The 15,680-nt window shown below is 40.7% G+C and carries 15 protein-coding genes; 12 read left to right on the forward strand and 3 right to left on the reverse strand.

Annotated elements, in window-relative coordinates:
- The first annotated feature begins 100 nt into the window (after nucleotides 1-100).
- On the forward strand, nucleotides 101-2,629 hold the full coding sequence (locus RFK25_RS09740; RefSeq protein ID WP_332413222.1) for an LPXTG cell wall anchor domain-containing protein: 2,529 nt from the start codon (nucleotides 101-103) through the stop codon (nucleotides 2,627-2,629).
- A 62-nt stretch (nucleotides 2,630-2,691) separates the two neighbouring features.
- A complete protein-coding gene (locus tag RFK25_RS09745) occupies nucleotides 2,692-3,087 on the forward strand; it encodes a single-stranded DNA-binding protein (protein ID WP_014637328.1) in 396 nt (131 codons plus the stop codon).
- Between the two features lie 117 nt (nucleotides 3,088-3,204).
- On the opposite strand, the gene RFK25_RS09750 is transcribed toward RFK25_RS09745, so the two are convergent.
- Nucleotides 3,205-3,450, reverse strand: a complete 246-nt coding sequence (locus RFK25_RS09750) for a hypothetical protein (RefSeq protein WP_332413223.1) — start codon at nucleotides 3,448-3,450, stop codon at nucleotides 3,205-3,207.
- A 196-nt stretch (nucleotides 3,451-3,646) separates the two neighbouring features.
- Between RFK25_RS09750 and groES the strand changes: the two genes are divergently transcribed.
- The 5 genes from groES to fusA all read left to right on the forward strand — a co-directional run bounded on the left by groES (nucleotide 3,647) and on the right by fusA (nucleotide 9,265).
- Nucleotides 3,647-3,928: a co-chaperone GroES gene (groES, locus tag RFK25_RS09755; RefSeq protein ID WP_332413225.1), complete on the forward strand. Its 282-nt coding sequence runs from the start codon at nucleotides 3,647-3,649 to the stop codon at nucleotides 3,926-3,928.
- A 10-nt stretch (nucleotides 3,929-3,938) separates the two neighbouring features.
- A complete protein-coding gene (groL, locus tag RFK25_RS09760; protein ID WP_332413227.1) occupies nucleotides 3,939-5,561 on the forward strand; it encodes a chaperonin GroEL in 1,623 nt (540 codons plus the stop codon).
- 229 nt (nucleotides 5,562-5,790) lie between these two features.
- On the forward strand, nucleotides 5,791-6,204 hold the full coding sequence (gene rpsL, locus RFK25_RS09765) for a 30S ribosomal protein S12 (RefSeq protein ID WP_002940030.1): 414 nt from the start codon (nucleotides 5,791-5,793) through the stop codon (nucleotides 6,202-6,204).
- Between the two features lie 16 nt (nucleotides 6,205-6,220).
- Nucleotides 6,221-6,691: a 30S ribosomal protein S7 gene (rpsG, locus tag RFK25_RS09770; RefSeq protein ID WP_002940031.1), complete on the forward strand. Its 471-nt coding sequence runs from the start codon at nucleotides 6,221-6,223 to the stop codon at nucleotides 6,689-6,691.
- Between the two features lie 492 nt (nucleotides 6,692-7,183).
- The gene (fusA, locus tag RFK25_RS09775; RefSeq protein WP_332413229.1) at nucleotides 7,184-9,265 is read left to right on the forward strand and encodes an elongation factor G; all 2,082 of its coding nucleotides are present in this window, start codon (nucleotides 7,184-7,186) and stop codon (nucleotides 9,263-9,265) included.
- On the opposite strand, the gene RFK25_RS09780 is transcribed toward fusA, so the two are convergent.
- Both RFK25_RS09780 and RFK25_RS09785 read right to left on the reverse strand, forming a co-directional pair.
- Complete coding sequence (locus RFK25_RS09780) at nucleotides 9,262-9,384, reverse strand: hypothetical protein (protein WP_332413231.1); 123 nt, start codon at nucleotides 9,382-9,384, stop codon at nucleotides 9,262-9,264. The two genes, fusA and RFK25_RS09780, sit on opposite strands and share 4 nt — an antisense overlap.
- Nucleotides 9,385-9,496: 112 nt before the next feature.
- Nucleotides 9,497-10,660 (reverse strand): glycerophosphodiester phosphodiesterase family protein, encoded by a 1,164-nt coding sequence (locus RFK25_RS09785; RefSeq protein WP_332413232.1) that lies wholly within the window; start codon nucleotides 10,658-10,660, stop codon nucleotides 9,497-9,499.
- A gap of 271 nt (nucleotides 10,661-10,931) precedes the next feature.
- Here RFK25_RS09785 and gap point away from each other — a divergent pair, with 271 nt between their 5' ends.
- The 5 genes from gap to RFK25_RS09810 all read left to right on the forward strand — a co-directional run bounded on the left by gap (nucleotide 10,932) and on the right by RFK25_RS09810 (nucleotide 15,557).
- The gene (gene gap, locus RFK25_RS09790) at nucleotides 10,932-11,942 is read left to right on the forward strand and encodes a type I glyceraldehyde-3-phosphate dehydrogenase (RefSeq protein ID WP_029176999.1); all 1,011 of its coding nucleotides are present in this window, start codon (nucleotides 10,932-10,934) and stop codon (nucleotides 11,940-11,942) included.
- A gap of 153 nt (nucleotides 11,943-12,095) precedes the next feature.
- A complete protein-coding gene (locus RFK25_RS09795) occupies nucleotides 12,096-13,217 on the forward strand; it encodes a hypothetical protein (RefSeq protein ID WP_332413233.1) in 1,122 nt (373 codons plus the stop codon).
- Nucleotides 13,204-13,812, forward strand: a complete 609-nt coding sequence (locus RFK25_RS09800; protein WP_332413234.1) for a hypothetical protein — start codon at nucleotides 13,204-13,206, stop codon at nucleotides 13,810-13,812. The genes RFK25_RS09795 and RFK25_RS09800 overlap by 14 nt, the downstream gene beginning before the upstream one ends.
- Before the next feature lie 2 nt (nucleotides 13,813-13,814).
- Nucleotides 13,815-14,165, forward strand: a complete 351-nt coding sequence (locus RFK25_RS09805; RefSeq protein WP_332413235.1) for a hypothetical protein — start codon at nucleotides 13,815-13,817, stop codon at nucleotides 14,163-14,165.
- Between the two features lie 192 nt (nucleotides 14,166-14,357).
- Nucleotides 14,358-15,557: a phosphoglycerate kinase gene (locus RFK25_RS09810; RefSeq protein ID WP_002938510.1), complete on the forward strand. Its 1,200-nt coding sequence runs from the start codon at nucleotides 14,358-14,360 to the stop codon at nucleotides 15,555-15,557.
- The last annotated feature ends 123 nt before the right edge of the window (nucleotides 15,558-15,680 follow it).

The raw sequence follows: 15,680 nt of genomic DNA on the forward strand, positions 1-15,680 counted from the left end.
AAAACCCAACCCCCCCCCCCCCCCCCCCACCCCGGGGGGGGGGGGCCCCAAAAATAGCGGGGATACTATATGTTATCAAATGTCTTATAGGAGAAGGAATATGAAACATAGAAAACTGCTACTGAGCACGGCTGCACTAGTTGCCACTGCTAGCTCTGCCATTCAAGTAAGTGCAGAAGAAGTTACCCCTTTGGTAGAATCTTCTAGTCCAGAAGTGGTGGTAGAAACTTCTGAAAAGTCTACTGTTGAACAAGCAAAAGCTCTTGTGGAACAAACTGGACAAGTTGCAGCTGAAACACAAACTGCTCAAAATGAAGCAAAATCTACACTTAATAATGCTCAAACTGAACTTAATAGCGCAACTAAAACTCAAAACGAAAATAATGCTACTATTGCTCAAGCTGAACAAACAATTGCTGAGACAGAAACTGCTATCGCTCAAGCTCAAACCGAACTTGAAGCTACTAATCAAACTGTCGCTGAAGCTACTGAAACTGTAGAAACTGAAATTGCAGCTAACCCTAATGCTGAACAAGCACTTGCTGAAGCAGAAAAAGCTGAATTTACAGCAAATGCTGCTAATGATGTTGCTACAACTAATGTAACTGCAGCTACTAAACAAGTAACTGAAGCTACAAAAAATGTTGAACAAGCACAAAGTGATGTAAATAATGCTGCTTCTAATCTTACGAATGCTCAAAATGCAGTAACAACTGCTGAATCAACTGTCGAAGCTAAAACTACTGCTCTAAACAACGCTCAAACGGCCCTTTATACTAAACAAGCTGAAGTTGACGCTAAAACAGCTGAATTGACACAAACTGTAGCAGATGCCGGTGCTGAAACAATTACTAAAACATCACTAGTTAAAGCTGAAAATATTGATGCCAGCGTTGAACATAATGGTGTTTGGGAAAAAGCAGAAACTGTTGCTGCACCATCTAATTTCCAAAAAATGTATCTTGCTAAAGAAAAAATGATTTTTGATGGCCAAGCTGTAGAAAACATTGTACTTACACCAGAACAACAAGCTGAATATAATGAAAAAGGTTATTATATTTATAAACCTAATGCTAAAGCTATTGCAGATTACTTCTTGGAATATGTAAATGAATTGCGACGTATCAATGGTATCTCTGTAAAAATGACTTACTCTGCTGAAGTTCAAGCATTTGCTCAAGCTCGTGCTGAAGAAATGCTAGCTAATAGTAAAGTATCTCATGCAACGAGCCTTACAAGTAATGGCCTGAAGGATTGGGAAAATGTTGGAGCAACAAGTTTCTTTGAAAACACCTCAGCAAGTAATGGTATCCAGTCAGATAAAGCTCTAGCTTACCACTTAGTATATCGTTATTTCTCAGAATACTCTAATCCAACTACAGGTAAAGCTGCGTATGGCCACCGTAATAACCTATTGTTTACACAAACAGATATGGGAACAGGTGTTGCTTATAAGATTACAGCTAATAATAGGTTCGCTATTTATACGGCATCTATTGGTAACGAACCTAAAAACGAATGGTTGTTCATTGATGGCTTCGAAACAGACGTTACTTATGAAACTGTTACTACTAATGGTATTACTTCAACCGTTCAGTATTACAAAGGTCAACGCTTGAAATTCTTGCCACAAACTACATTTGTTTACTATACAACTGTTACTACAACCGAACCAAATGCTGCATTTACTGCTGCTCAAAAAGCTCTTACTGATTACACATCTACAGCTAAAACCACTATTGCTACTTTGACTAACAATGTTAAAACAGCTCAAACTGAACTAAGTACAGCTCAAGCAAACCTACAAACTGCTAAAAGTAATCTTGCTACAGTTGTAGCTAAAGGTGATGGTAAAGTTGCTTTGCAAAATGCTAAAAATGAACTTGCTACTGCTCAAACAAATCTACAAACTGCTAAAAGTGCTCAACTAAAAACTGCTAGCGAATTGGCTGTTGCTAAAGCTAAACTTGAACAAGTTCAAAAAGCAAATCAATCATTGGTTGACGCTAAAGCTAAACTAGTAGCTGCTCAAAATAAAGTAAGTGAAACGCAAACTAAATTGAATAATCTAGTGGCGACAAAACAAGATGCAACTGAAAAACTCACTGCAGCGACAGCATTGGTTAATGCAATTGAAAATCGAGTACAAGCTGCTAAACAAGCTGTTGCAGATGCTACACTCGTATATGATGCGGCTGTCAAAGCCAATACTGAAGCACAGAATGATTATTTAGAGGCGAAAGAAGTGTTGGCTCGCTTGCTTGTCCTTTCTGAAGATAAGACGGTTTCTGTCTTGGAAGACGGCACAATCATCGCCTTGCCAGCTACAGCTCCTCAGGCACCAGCTTTACCAAGCCTAAGCCTAGAACAATACCTTGCTGACAAGCAGAGTCAAATTGTTACAGAGGGTAACCAGCCAGTTCCTGTCTATAATGAATCAGGACAAGTCGTAGATTATAAGGCAACTCCATTGCCACCGGTTGCTCAAGCACCTGCAGGGAAAACGCAAGTAACTAGTAAGACAGCTACTCTACCAAATACAGGCTCTACTACTAGCCAGTTGGCCTATATTGGACTAGCTCTTGGTGGACTTGTATTATTTGTAGATCGTCGCAGAAAAAATAATTAAAAAAGTGGGTTTTCCCACTTTTTTTGCATTTTCCTACGAATAAATAAGTAGGAGGATATAAAATGTATAATAAAGTTATTTTAATCGGTCGCTTGACGGCCCAACCTGAACTCACTCAAACACCAACTGGCAAAAATTTGACTCGTGTAACAGTCGCAGTCAATCGCCGATTTAAGACTGAAAATGGTGAGCGTGAAGCAGATTTTCTTAATGTTATTTTCTGGGGCAAACTGGCGGAAACACTTGTCTCCTATGGTAGCAAGGGTAGTCTGATTTCTATTGACGGTGAGTTGCGAACGCGAAAATACGAAAAAGACGGCAGCAACCACTATGTGACGGAAATCTTAGGACAATCCTTCCAGTTGCTCGAAAGCCGTGCCCAACGTGCCATGCGTGAAAATAACACAGGCGATGACCTAGCTGACTTGGTTCTGGAAGAGGAGGAATTACCGTTTTAAAGCAATATCGGTCCTAAGACTGATGGAGAATGAGAAAAAGTAGGCTATACTATAGTCAATCCTAAATATTTTTCATATCTCCTTAAAAACACCGACGAAAGTTGGTGTTTTTTGTGGTTATTTTCTAAATTTCCACCATTCTATCAGCATGATAATTAGAGAAAGTAGGAGAACTCCGTAGAAGAAAAATATGATGTAATGAGGGTGGGAAAAGAGAAGCAACCAGACTAGCCAGAGTAGATAGGCGAAAATGATTTTGCCCCAAAAGCCCAATTTACGTTTTAAAAACCATTCAGCAAAACTTTCGTGAACGGAAAATCGACTTTCAAGGTAATCTGTTTTTAGCTCTCTAAAAAATTTCATGAATACCTCCAAACTTTTTAAAAATAGTATAACATAGTTTACCAATAATGAATAGGTAAATTCTACCTCATACTTAAGAAGGATTTTCACGAAAAGGAATAGAATTTTCTTGACTATTTTTGACCAAGTGATACAATAGGAAATGTGAATTAGCACTCGGAGGTAAAGAGTGCTAAAAAGACCAGGAGGTAATACCATGTTGAAACCGTTGGGCGATCGTATCGTCGTAAAAATTAAAGAAAAAGAACAAACAGTTGGTGGCTTTGTCCTTGCGGGGGCAAGCCAAGAAAAGACAAAAGAAGCAAGTATCCTTGCAGTTGGTCAAGGGATTCGCACCTTGAATGGTGACTTGGTTGCCCCTGCGGTTGCAGTGGGCGATACAGTATTGATTGATGCGCATGCTGGTGTAGAAGTCAAAGACGGTGATCAGAACGTTCACATTATCCGTGAAGCAGACATTTTGGCAATCGTAGAATAGAGGTAGAAAAATGGCAAAAGAAATCAAATTTGCAGCAGATGCACGTGAAAGCATGGTCCGTGGTGTCGATATTTTGGCGGATACTGTCAAAGTAACCTTGGGGCCGAAAGGTCGCAATGTCGTTTTGGAAAAAGCCTACGGCTCACCACTCATTACCAACGACGGTGTGACTATTGCTAAAGAAATTGAATTGGAAGACCATTTTGAAAATATGGGTGCTAAGCTGGTATCCGAAGTAGCGTCAAAAACCAATGACATCGCTGGTGACGGTACAACAACTGCCACTGTTTTGACTCAAGCTATTGTTCGTGAAGGATTGAAAAACGTAACTGCAGGTGCCAACCCAATCGGAATTCGTCGCGGGATTGAAGCCGCGGTTGCGACTGCGGTTGAAGCCTTGAAAGCTCAGGCAAGTCCAGTATCCAATAAAGCTGAAATTGCTCAAGTTGCGGCTGTGTCTTCGCGCTCTGAAAAAGTTGGTGAGTACATTTCAGAAGCAATGGAGCGCGTGGGTACAGATGGTGTTATCACTATTGAGGAATCTCGCGGTATGGAAACTGAGCTGGATGTCGTTGAAGGTATGCAGTTCGACCGTGGTTATCTGTCACAATACATGGTAACAGATAACGAGAAAATGGTGGCAGAACTTGAAAATCCATTTATCTTGATTACAGATAAGAAGATTTCTCACATCCAAGATATTTTGCCATTATTGGAAAGTATTCTTCAAACTAGTCGCCCACTCTTGATTATTGCTGACGATGTGGATGGTGAAGCACTTCCTACCCTTGTTCTTAACAAGATTCGTGGTACATTCAACGTTGTTGCTGTTAAGGCGCCAGGCTTTGGCGACCGTCGTAAGGCCATGTTGGAAGACATTGCAATCTTGACAGGTGGTACAGTTATTACAGAAGACCTGGGACTGGAACTCAAAGATGCGACTATTGAAGCGCTTGGTCAAGCGGCTAAGGTTGTGGTCGACAAGGATGGTACAACCATTGTTGAAGGCGCGGGCAATCCAGAAGCCATTGCCAACCGTGTGGCCGTAATCAAATCACAAATTGAGGTGACAACTTCAGAATTTGACCGTGAAAAATTACAAGAGCGTTTGGCAAAATTGTCTGGCGGTGTTGCTGTTATCAAAGTCGGTGCCGCTACTGAGACTGAGTTGAAAGAAATGAAACTCCGTATCGAAGATGCCCTCAACGCAACACGTGCCGCAGTTGAAGAAGGAATCGTTGCCGGTGGTGGTACAGCCCTTGTCAATGTTATCGATAGCGTAGCGAAATTGGAGTTGACAGGCGATGATGAAACTGGACGCAATATTGTCCTGCGTGCTTTGGAAGAGCCAGTACGTCAGATTGCCTATAACGCAGGCTATGAAGGTTCAGTTATCATTGATAAATTGAAGAATTCTGAGCTTGGAACAGGCTTTAACGCTGCGACAGGCGAATGGGTCAACATGATGGACGCAGGTATCATTGACCCTGTTAAAGTTACTCGTTCTGCTCTTCAAAATGCAGCTTCTGTAGCTAGCTTGATTTTGACGACAGAAGCAGTCGTTGCCAATAAGCCAGAACCAGCCGCTCCAGCTATGCCACAAGGTATGGATGGAATGGGTATGGGCTACTAAGAAATAGCAAAATGACACAGCTGCTTGGCTGTGTTTTTCTTGAAAATTTCAAACATATCTATTTGACAAGGTCTTCTAGCTGTGGTATTATATTAGACGGTACTTTTTACTTTTGGTCTCTCAAGAGTGTACAGGGACGTGCTGACAATTGTTGCAAAAGTACACACAGATAGGGGTTGTCACCAATGCCTTATCACCAAAAATAAAAAATATATACAGGAGAATGTAGATGCCTACAATTAACCAGTTGGTACGTAAACCACGTAAGTCTAAAGTAGAAAAATCTAAATCACCAGCTTTGAACGTTGGTTACAACAGCCGTAAAAAAGTTCAAACAAACGTTTCATCACCACAAAAACGCGGTGTTGCAACTCGTGTCGGAACAATGACACCTAAAAAACCTAACTCAGCCCTTCGTAAATTTGCTCGTGTACGTTTGAGCAACCTTATCGAAGTTACTGCTTACATCCCAGGTATCGGTCACAACTTGCAAGAGCACAGCGTTGTTCTTCTTCGTGGTGGACGTGTAAAGGACCTTCCAGGGGTACGTTACCATATCGTTCGTGGTGCGCTTGATACTGCAGGTGTTAACGATCGTAAGCAAGGCCGTTCTAAATACGGTACTAAACGTCCAAAAGGCTAAGAAGGGGGAAATATAAATGAGTCGTAAAAATCAAGCGCCTAAGCGCGAAGTATTGCCAGATCCATTGTATAACTCAAAATTGGTAACTCGTTTGATTAACCGTGTTATGTTGGACGGTAAACGTGGTACTGCTGCATCAATCGTTTACGGTGCTTTTGATCAAATCAAAGAAGCAACTGGTAACGATGCACTTGAAGTATTTGAAACAGCAATGGAAAACATCATGCCTGTACTTGAAGTACGTGCACGTCGTGTCGGTGGTTCTAACTACCAAGTCCCAGTTGAAGTTCGTCCAGAGCGTCGTACAACACTTGGTCTTCGTTGGTTGGTAACAATCGCTCGTAACCGTGGTGAGCACACTATGATCGATCGCCTTGCGAAAGAAATCATGGACGCAGCAAACAACACGGGTGCAGCTGTTAAGAAACGTGAAGACACCCACAAAATGGCAGAAGCAAACCGCGCATTCGCACACTTCCGCTGGTAAGATAGGATATTTTAGCGTTAAACAAATGCTAGACAAAATAGGAAAATTGACGCAGAAACTTCAGTTTCTAGGAGATTTTATCTTTTTGGCAGACATTTGTAGCTAAAATTCAACTAAGATTAAGATACGAGGGCGTCAAGCAACTCCAAGACAAAATAGAGAAGCGAAGCAGATTGTTGTGCAATCAATGAGGTTCTCACCTAAAGGTAGCCCCATTTGTAATTGGCTAAAGCCAAAACAACTGCGTCTCTTATTGTCAGTGAGTTGTAGTCCGAGTTCAATTAGGATGGGAGGACATTAAGTCAGTTCTACATAAATCAATTGAGATTATGGTAGCAACTTATCGTTCAACCATCACAAATCGGATTGAGGCTTGCCTCATCCACTTCACACCATTAGTAAGAAATCAAGCGGGTGGGACTTGCCCACTCGCTTTTCTTAAAATATGGTATAATCAGAATAGAAATCTAAAAATATAGGAGAACAAACCTCATGGCACGCGAATTTTCATTAGAAAAAACTCGTAATATCGGTATCATGGCGCACGTTGACGCGGGTAAAACAACGACAACTGAGCGTATTCTTTACTACACTGGTAAAATCCACAAAATCGGTGAAACTCACGAAGGTGCATCACAAATGGACTGGATGGAGCAAGAGCAAGAGCGTGGTATCACTATCACATCTGCTGCGACAACAGCTCAATGGAACGACCACCGTGTAAACATCATCGACACACCAGGACACGTGGACTTCACAATCGAAGTACAACGTTCACTTCGCGTTCTTGATGGTGCGGTAACCGTTCTTGACTCACAATCAGGTGTTGAGCCACAAACTGAAACAGTATGGCGTCAAGCAACTGAATACGGTGTTCCACGTATCGTATTCGCTAACAAAATGGATAAAATCGGTGCTGACTTCCTTTACTCAGTAAGCACACTTCATGAGCGTCTTCAAGCAAATGCTCACCCAATCCAATTGCCAATCGGTTCTGAAGATGAGTTCCGTGGTATCATCGACTTGATCAAGATGAAAGCTGAAATCTATACTAACGACCTTGGTACAGATATTCTTGAAGAGGATATTCCAGCTGAATACCTTGACCAAGCTCAAGAATACCGTGAAAAATTGGTTGAAGCAGTTGCTGAAACTGATGAAGAATTGATGATGAAATACCTTGAAGGTGAAGAAATCACAAACGAAGAATTGAAAGCTGCTATCCGTAAAGCGACTATCAATGTTGAATTCTTCCCAGTATTGTGTGGATCTGCCTTCAAGAACAAAGGTGTTCAATTGATGCTTGATGCGGTTATCGACTACCTTCCAAGCCCAATTGATATCCCAGCTATCAAAGGTATCAACCCAGATACAGATGCTGAAGAAGAGCGTCATGCTTCTGATGAAGAGCCATTTGCAGCTCTTGCCTTCAAGATCATGACTGACCCATTCGTAGGCCGTTTGACATTCTTCCGTGTCTACTCAGGTGTCCTTAACAGCGGTTCATACGTAATGAACACTTCTAAAGGTAAACGTGAGCGTATCGGACGTATCCTTCAAATGCACGCAAACAGCCGTCAAGAAATTGAAACTGTTTACGCAGGTGACATCGCCGCTGCGGTTGGTTTGAAAGATACTACAACTGGTGACTCATTGACAGATGAAAAAGCAAAAGTAATCCTTGAGTCAATCCACGTTCCAGAACCAGTTATCCAATTGATGGTTGAGCCTAAGTCTAAAGCTGACCAAGATAAGATGGGTATTGCCCTTTCTAAATTGGCTGAAGAAGATCCAACATTCCGCGTTGAAACAAACGTTGAAACTGGTGAAACAGTTATCTCTGGTATGGGTGAGTTGCACTTGGATGTCCTTGTTGACCGTATGCGTCGTGAATTCAAGGTTGAAGCAAACGTAGGTGCTCCTCAAGTATCATACCGTGAAACATTCCGCGCTTCTACACAAGCTCGTGGTTTCTTCAAACGCCAGTCTGGTGGTAAAGGTCAATTCGGTGACGTTTGGATCGAATTCACACCAAACGAAGAAGGAAAAGGTTTCGAGTTCGAGAACGCTATCGTCGGTGGTGTGGTTCCACGTGAATTCATCCCAGCGGTTGAAAAAGGTCTCGTAGAATCTATGGCTAACGGTGTTCTTGCTGGTTACCCAATCGTTGACGTTAAAGCTAAGCTTTACGATGGTTCATACCACGATGTCGACTCATCAGAAACAGCCTTCAAAGTGGCAGCATCTCTTGCCCTTAAGGAAGCTGCTAAATCAGCTCAACCAACTATCCTTGAGCCAATGATGCTTGTAACAATTACTGCACCAGAAGATAACCTTGGTGACGTTATGGGTCACGTTACTGCACGTCGTGGTCGCGTTGACGGTATGGAAGCTCGTGGTAACACACAAATCGTTCGTGCTTATGTGCCACTTGCTGAAATGTTCGGTTACGCAACTGTTCTTCGTTCAGCAACACAAGGTCGCGGTACTTTCATGATGGTATTTGACCACTACGAAGATGTACCAAAATCTGTACAAGATGAAATCATCAAGAAAAACGGCGGCAACGCTTAATTGCTTGCCCAAGCCTGCTCGAAAGAGCGGGCTTTTTTCATACCTTCTATCTCTCTTTCGTCAAGAACAAAATGAAAACCACCAGTTAAACTGGTGGCTGAGAAGATGTTGTAGTTCACTAAAAATCACCTCCAACAGTCTAGGGCTGAACTGTGGCAAGTGGAAGTCGGACAAACCAAGTGGAAAGCAAATAATCAAGTAGACGTTTTCCCGTCCCTATTAGATATAAAATCATTGTTCTTGGATGGGGAATATTTTAAAGTATTGTAATTGTTCTTGATACAGTTTTGTGTATTTTTTGGCTTGTGAAAGGCTGGATAATACTGTTTGTGTACGAGTTGGGTAGTCGGTGATGATACCATCTACTTCTATGGTGTCTGCTTGTTGTACTCCTTCAGGAGTATTGACAGTCCATACGTAGAAAGATTTTCCCGATTTGCGAATATAATTGAGTAAATCATCAGTGAGTTGATCCAAGGGAACACTATAGCCAGTCAGGTTAGGTAATTCAATTTCCGGAGGTGCACTCATCAATAAGTAGGTTTCAAATTTTGGAGCATACTTTAGAATAGCGTTTATGAAATGAGGGTCAGCAGACTGAAGCTGATGCCCCTCCTCTTCAAAGCTTGCTTGGTATTTCTTCATAAAATTGTCTACCATTTGGGAACTATCTAGTGCAGAAGTTTTAAAATCAATTAAGAGTTTTTGATTTTGTGCCCTAGCTTCAATTAGAATTTGGTCAAAACTTGCAATTTTGGCAGAATAGCCAGCCGCATCTGTTATAGTGGTTTCTGTTAAGTTTGCTAAAGTTAAATCATGGGGACGATAGTCTACACCAGCCCAATTGATTAAACTTGCATCGTGAAAAGCAATAAAATCTAGGTCAGCTGTTTCCCAAAGGTCGATTTCGATGTAGTCTGGCTGGCTCTTACTTGCTAATTGCAGTGCTTCAACGGTATTTTCAATAGCGTGGTGGTCGTTTAAAGCGCGATGAGAAATAATAAGTGGCGCTTTTGGGGTATGAAAGGAGGCTTCATATCGGGCTAATAAGAAGACCGGCACAACTGGAAGGAAGATGAAAAGGAGAGAAGAGGGCTTCCACCAAGTAAATTTTTCGTTAAAGAGTATTTTCCACCAGAACCACAAGGTAAGTGTGAGCGCAAGGACTAAACTACTGTAAAGAAAAGCGAAAAATAGGCTATAGTTCATTTGCACATGACTAGGAAAAATAGTAGAGATGACTGGCTGGATGGATATGCTGATTGTATTTAATACATACCATAATCCTAAACTGAATAAAGGAGTGAGAATGCTGAGGATGGATTTTTGAAATTTAGACCGATGTTTTCTTTTGGATAAGTGTTTCTGGCGGATTTTTGAGTATTTTGTCGGCATAGGAGTAATAACTTTCTAAAACATTACTTATGATTGTATCAAATTTTATAGGTTTTATCCAATTGCATCAGTAAGTTTTCAGAAATTCCATGCAGTTCCGACAATATTAACAATGAAACTATATGAAATTCTTGCTTTTTTATTGAATAAGTTATATAATAAAAACGTTGAAAAGATGCTTGTAGGCTTACAAGTTAATATTTTCACAAAAGGATTAAAAGGCTTGCCTTTTAAAATAAAGAACTCGATTTTCATAAGGAGGAAATCATTCATGGTAGTTAAAGTTGGTATTAACGGTTTCGGACGTATCGGTCGTCTTGCTTTCCGTCGTATCCAAAACGTAGAAGGTGTTGAAGTTACTCGTATCAACGACCTTACAGACCCAGTAATGCTTGCACACTTGTTGAAATACGACACAACTCAAGGTCGTTTCGACGGTACTGTTGAAGTTAAAGACGGTGGTTTCGAAGTTAACGGTAAATTCGTTAAAGTTTCTGCTGAGCGTGAGCCAGGAAAAATTGACTGGGCTGCTGACGGCGTAGAAATCGTTCTTGAAGCAACTGGTTTCTTCACTTCAAAAACTGCTGCTGAGCAACATATCCACGAAAATGGTGCTAAGAAAGTTGTTATCACTGCTCCTGGTGGTAACGATGTTAAGACTATCGTTTTCAACACTAACCACGATATCCTTGATGGTACTGAAACAGTTATCTCAGGTGCTTCATGTACTACAAACTGTTTGGCACCAATGGCTAAAGCTCTTCACGATGCATTTGGCGTTCAAAAAGGTTTGATGACTACAATCCACGGTTACACTGGTGACCAAATGGTTCTTGACGGACCACACCGTGGTGGTGACCTTCGTCGTGCTCGTGCTGCTGCTGCGAACATCGTTCCTAACTCAACTGGTGCTGCTAAAGCTATCGGCTTGGTAATCCCAGAATTGAACGGTAAACTTGACGGTGCTGCACAACGTGTTCCAGTTCCAACAGGTTCTGTAACTGAATTGGTTGCAACTCTTAACAAGAAAGTTACTGCTGAAGAAGTAAACGCTGCTATGAAAGCTGCTGCTACTGAATCATACGGTTACACTGAAGATCAAATCGTTTCTTCAGATATCGTAGGTATCTCATTCGGTTCATTGTTCGATGCAACTCAAACTAAAGTTCTTGACGTTGATGGTGAGCAATTGGTTAAAGTTGTTTCATGGTACGACAACGAAATGTCTTACACTGCACAACTTGTTCGTACTCTTGAGTACTTCGCAAAAATCGCTAAATAATCCTTAGTGAAAATCAAAGAGGCTTCGGCCTCTTTTTTTTTTACACAAAGAACACATATAACTATGTTTTGTGCAAAAAAGCTTGTTATACTATGCATAACAAGTATTGACTTACCAGTCAATACTTAATCTAAGAGTAACATGGAGAAAGTTATGAAAAAATTTCTAAACCTACCCCCTAAGTTCATTCGCTTTGTTTTCTTACTTGTTGCGGTGTTGGCTTGCCTATCATTTGCTTATTCACGATATGAAAATTATCGGTTAACTCCACGTATCAGTGAGGAAGTGAAAAATGCTCCCTTAAAGATTGATACTAGTTCAGTAGTATTAGAAGATGGTAAGTCCTATCGACTACCGAGAAACATTGCTAATTTAGTAGGTGTTTATACAGGGCTTGAGAATGGGCATGAAGTTCAAGTAAGAGTTAATCCTGACGGTACCTATGAAATAATTAGTAAGGGGGAGCGATTTACTGAAACATATTTGGATAAGAATGGAGAGCTTCGCTATAAGCAGGAAGAAACGGTTGGATTAGAAATAGGTATTCTTGTAGAGGAGCATGGTTATGTTCGATTTTATCGGTATAAAGATACTATAGATGATGATACGCTGGCGGGGCTAGAGATATTATCAAATGGCTTATATATAGATAGTGATGGTAAAGTTGATCTTTTAAAATCCATGTTCCAGAAGCTTCGGAGAGAAGCAGTTTTCCGCCATAATGAATATGTTCCGCAAGATGTGTTGACGATTGATGAAACAAATGCAGTGTTTACTCCTAATTTTTTACTGTTTGACAAGGAGAAACTGGTTAGCTATTCCCATTATCATGCACATAGTTTTAGAGATGGTCCCTTTAAGACAAGTTATACTCCAAAATCTGAATTCACAAAATCCAAAGATGTTTATGACATTTGGGAACAACCGATTGAGAAATGGGCAATTGAGGAAGTCTTGATAGAGGAAGTCACCTTATCCGACTTTTTACAAATGTATGGCTCGAGTATTCGGAAAACAGCTAAGGGGCTGTGGCAGATTGCTAATAATAAAGTTACTGATCCGACAGATACAGAGTTGGAGACTTATATCAAAGAAAACGGTCGAGCATTAACGGATGAGGAATTGGCTCATATCAAGAAGAAGTACGGAGTGGAGTTTGATGTTTCGTTTGGTATTGAGAATAAGGGATATTTTACGACCATAAATGTTTTCGGCTGGTCTGAGGATACTGGTTTTGACGAATTTGGGCTCCTGAAGGAGAATGGGAGGTTTTAGGAAACATATGTTATCAATAGCATCAGATATTGTCACGATTATTGGAGGTCTGACCATTGTAGGAAGTCTTTATCAGTATCTAAAAGCAAAAAGTTTTGAGAAAGAAGTATCTTTTCTGGAAATCATTGACAGTTTTAATTCTTCTATAGAAGTGATGGAAGAAAAATTAGAGCTAATTGAGGGCTGGAATGATTATATTCTATATGAGGAAGGTCCGGAGGTATTTGATAAACAATTAAATCAATTACGGATGCAGGAAAGTCGTTCTCAAAAGAATATGCTTTATTTGGACATGCTCAAGACACTTATTACCTATTCAGGTTCAATGCCTTTGCAGGATATTTTTGAAAGCAATCCGTATATTGTTGAAGAATTGGTAGAGTTGCTTGTTCAAAAATCAGAGGCTCTCCTGTCTGACTATAAGACAGAACAGATACTCAGGTTTCGCAAGTATTGTTTGCAACTATCGGATCACTACCTTTCTATTCATAGAGGTGATCTAGAAGAAGAGGATGTTATGAGATATAAGGAGTTACACTTAGATATTCTCGAAGATATAAAACGTTGTTTAGAAACTTATTTAAAGGAGAAATAATTATGAAAAAGTATTTATCGGCTACAGTATTGGTTTTGGGAACCCTTTTCTTGGTTGCTTGCAGTAAGGCTGAGGAAGTTGTTGTAGAAACTATTAATAATGTAGATGGACGTTACATTGCCAATGCCTATGGTTTCGAGCTCGACTTTGAAATCGATGGTGAAACCATTACAGGCGAGGCTAGTATAGGTATTGTGGATAGTGACATTACTGGCAGTGTAGATTTGCAGGGGCAAGAGATAGATATCGATCTTTCAGAGAGCAAATCGATTTCAGGGACCTATGAAAAATTAGAAAATGGAGATTTAGAGGTCGATTTTTCAGGGAAGATGATTGTATTTGAAAAGCAGTAGTCGCTATCTAAGGTGGAGCAGGACAAGAGTTTTAGGATGAGGAGGACGGAACTGCTAACCAAGAGGCTTCGGCCTCTTTTTTTATTATTCGTTCTTTTTGTAGATTTGTGAAAAAACTATCTTTATGAGAGAAAAAATACAGAAAATATGGTACAATGGTAGGGTAAATTTAAATTAAGGAGTTCTTATCTAATGGCAAAATTGACTGTTAAAGATGTAGAATTGAAAGGCAAAAAAGTTCTTGTCCGTGTGGACTTCAACGTGCCTTTGAAAGATGGCGTTATCACTAACGATAACCGTATTACAGCAGCTCTTCCAACTATCAAGTATATTCTTGAGCAAGGTGGACGTGCAATTCTTTTCTCTCACCTTGGTCGTGTGAAGGAAGAAGCTGATAAAGAAGGTAAATCATTGGCTCCTGTAGCAGCTGATTTGGCAGCTAAATTGGGTCAGGAGGTTGCTTTCATTGCTGGCGCTACTCGTGGTGCTGAATTGGAAGCAGCTATCAATGCTTTGGAAGATGGACAAGTTCTCCTTGTTGAAAACACTCGTTTCGAAGATGTTGATGGTAAGAAAGAATCTAAAAACGACGAAGAACTCGGTAAATACTGGGCTTCACTTGGTGATGGTATCTTCGTTAACGACGCATTTGGTACTGCACACCGTGCACACGCATCAAACGTTGGTATCTCAGCAAACGTAGAAAAAGCTGTAGCTGGTTTCCTTTTGGAAAACGAAATTGCTTACATCCAAGAAGCTGTTGAAACTCCAGAACGTCCATTCGTGGCAATTCTTGGTGGTTCAAAAGTATCTGATAAGATCGGTGTTATCGAGAACCTTCTTGAAAAAGCTGACAAAGTTCTTATCGGTGGTGGTATGACTTACACATTCTACAAAGCTCAAGGTATTGAAATCGGTAACTCACTTGTAGAAGAAGACAAGCTTGATGTGGCAAAAGCACTTCTTGAAAAAGCTAACGGTAAATTGATCTTGCCAGTTGACTCAAAAGAAGCTAACGCATTTGCTGGTTACACTGAAGTTCGCGACACAGAAGGCGAAGCAGTTTCAGAAGGCTTCCTTGGTCTTGACATCGGTCCTAAGTCAATTGCTAAGTTTGACGAAGCCTTGACTGGTGCGAAAACAGTTGTTTGGAACGGACCTATGGGTGTATTTGAAAACCCAGACTTCCAAGCGGGGACAATCGGTGTAATGGATGCTATCGTGAAGCAACCAGGCGTGAAATCAATCATCGGTGGTGGTGACTCAGCAGCAGCAGCTATCAACCTTGGCCGTGCAGACAAGTTCTCATGGATTTCAACAGGTGGTGGTGCATCTATGGAACTCCTTGAAGGTAAAGTCCTTCCAGGTCTTGCAGCATTGACTGAAAAGTAAAAACTTACGACGAAAAGAGTTGGATTTCCAGCTCTTTTTCTACCATTTGTCAAGTCTATCAAGGTATTTGATGAAAAATATGTTGAGTTCAATAGTCAAAATAAGGAAATTGTTTTCTTTTGG

Origin of the sequence: Streptococcus sp. SS-4456 (assembly GCF_036680365.1) — a bacterium.
In the GTDB taxonomy this organism is placed as follows: Bacteria; Bacillota; Bacilli; order Lactobacillales; family Streptococcaceae; genus Streptococcus.

Coding starts and splice junctions, on each gene's coding strand:
- rpsL (WP_002940030.1), top strand. CDS start 5,791: ATGCCTACAATTAACCAGTTGGTACGTAAACCACGTAAGTCTAAAGTA.
- RFK25_RS09810 (WP_002938510.1), top strand. CDS start 14,358: ATGGCAAAATTGACTGTTAAAGATGTAGAATTGAAAGGCAAAAAAGTT.
- fusA (WP_332413229.1), top strand. CDS start 7,184: ATGGCACGCGAATTTTCATTAGAAAAAACTCGTAATATCGGTATCATG.
- groES (WP_332413225.1), top strand. CDS start 3,647: ATGTTGAAACCGTTGGGCGATCGTATCGTCGTAAAAATTAAAGAAAAA.
- RFK25_RS09805 (WP_332413235.1), top strand. CDS start 13,815: ATGAAAAAGTATTTATCGGCTACAGTATTGGTTTTGGGAACCCTTTTC.
- groL (WP_332413227.1), top strand. CDS start 3,939: ATGGCAAAAGAAATCAAATTTGCAGCAGATGCACGTGAAAGCATGGTC.
- RFK25_RS09785 (WP_332413232.1), bottom strand. CDS start 10,660: ATGCCGACAAAATACTCAAAAATCCGCCAGAAACACTTATCCAAAAGA.
- RFK25_RS09800 (WP_332413234.1), top strand. CDS start 13,204: ATGGGAGGTTTTAGGAAACATATGTTATCAATAGCATCAGATATTGTC.
- RFK25_RS09740 (WP_332413222.1), top strand. CDS start 101: ATGAAACATAGAAAACTGCTACTGAGCACGGCTGCACTAGTTGCCACT.
- gap (WP_029176999.1), top strand. CDS start 10,932: ATGGTAGTTAAAGTTGGTATTAACGGTTTCGGACGTATCGGTCGTCTT.
- RFK25_RS09745 (WP_014637328.1), top strand. CDS start 2,692: ATGTATAATAAAGTTATTTTAATCGGTCGCTTGACGGCCCAACCTGAA.
- RFK25_RS09750 (WP_332413223.1), bottom strand. CDS start 3,450: ATGAAATTTTTTAGAGAGCTAAAAACAGATTACCTTGAAAGTCGATTT.
- RFK25_RS09795 (WP_332413233.1), top strand. CDS start 12,096: ATGAAAAAATTTCTAAACCTACCCCCTAAGTTCATTCGCTTTGTTTTC.
- rpsG (WP_002940031.1), top strand. CDS start 6,221: ATGAGTCGTAAAAATCAAGCGCCTAAGCGCGAAGTATTGCCAGATCCA.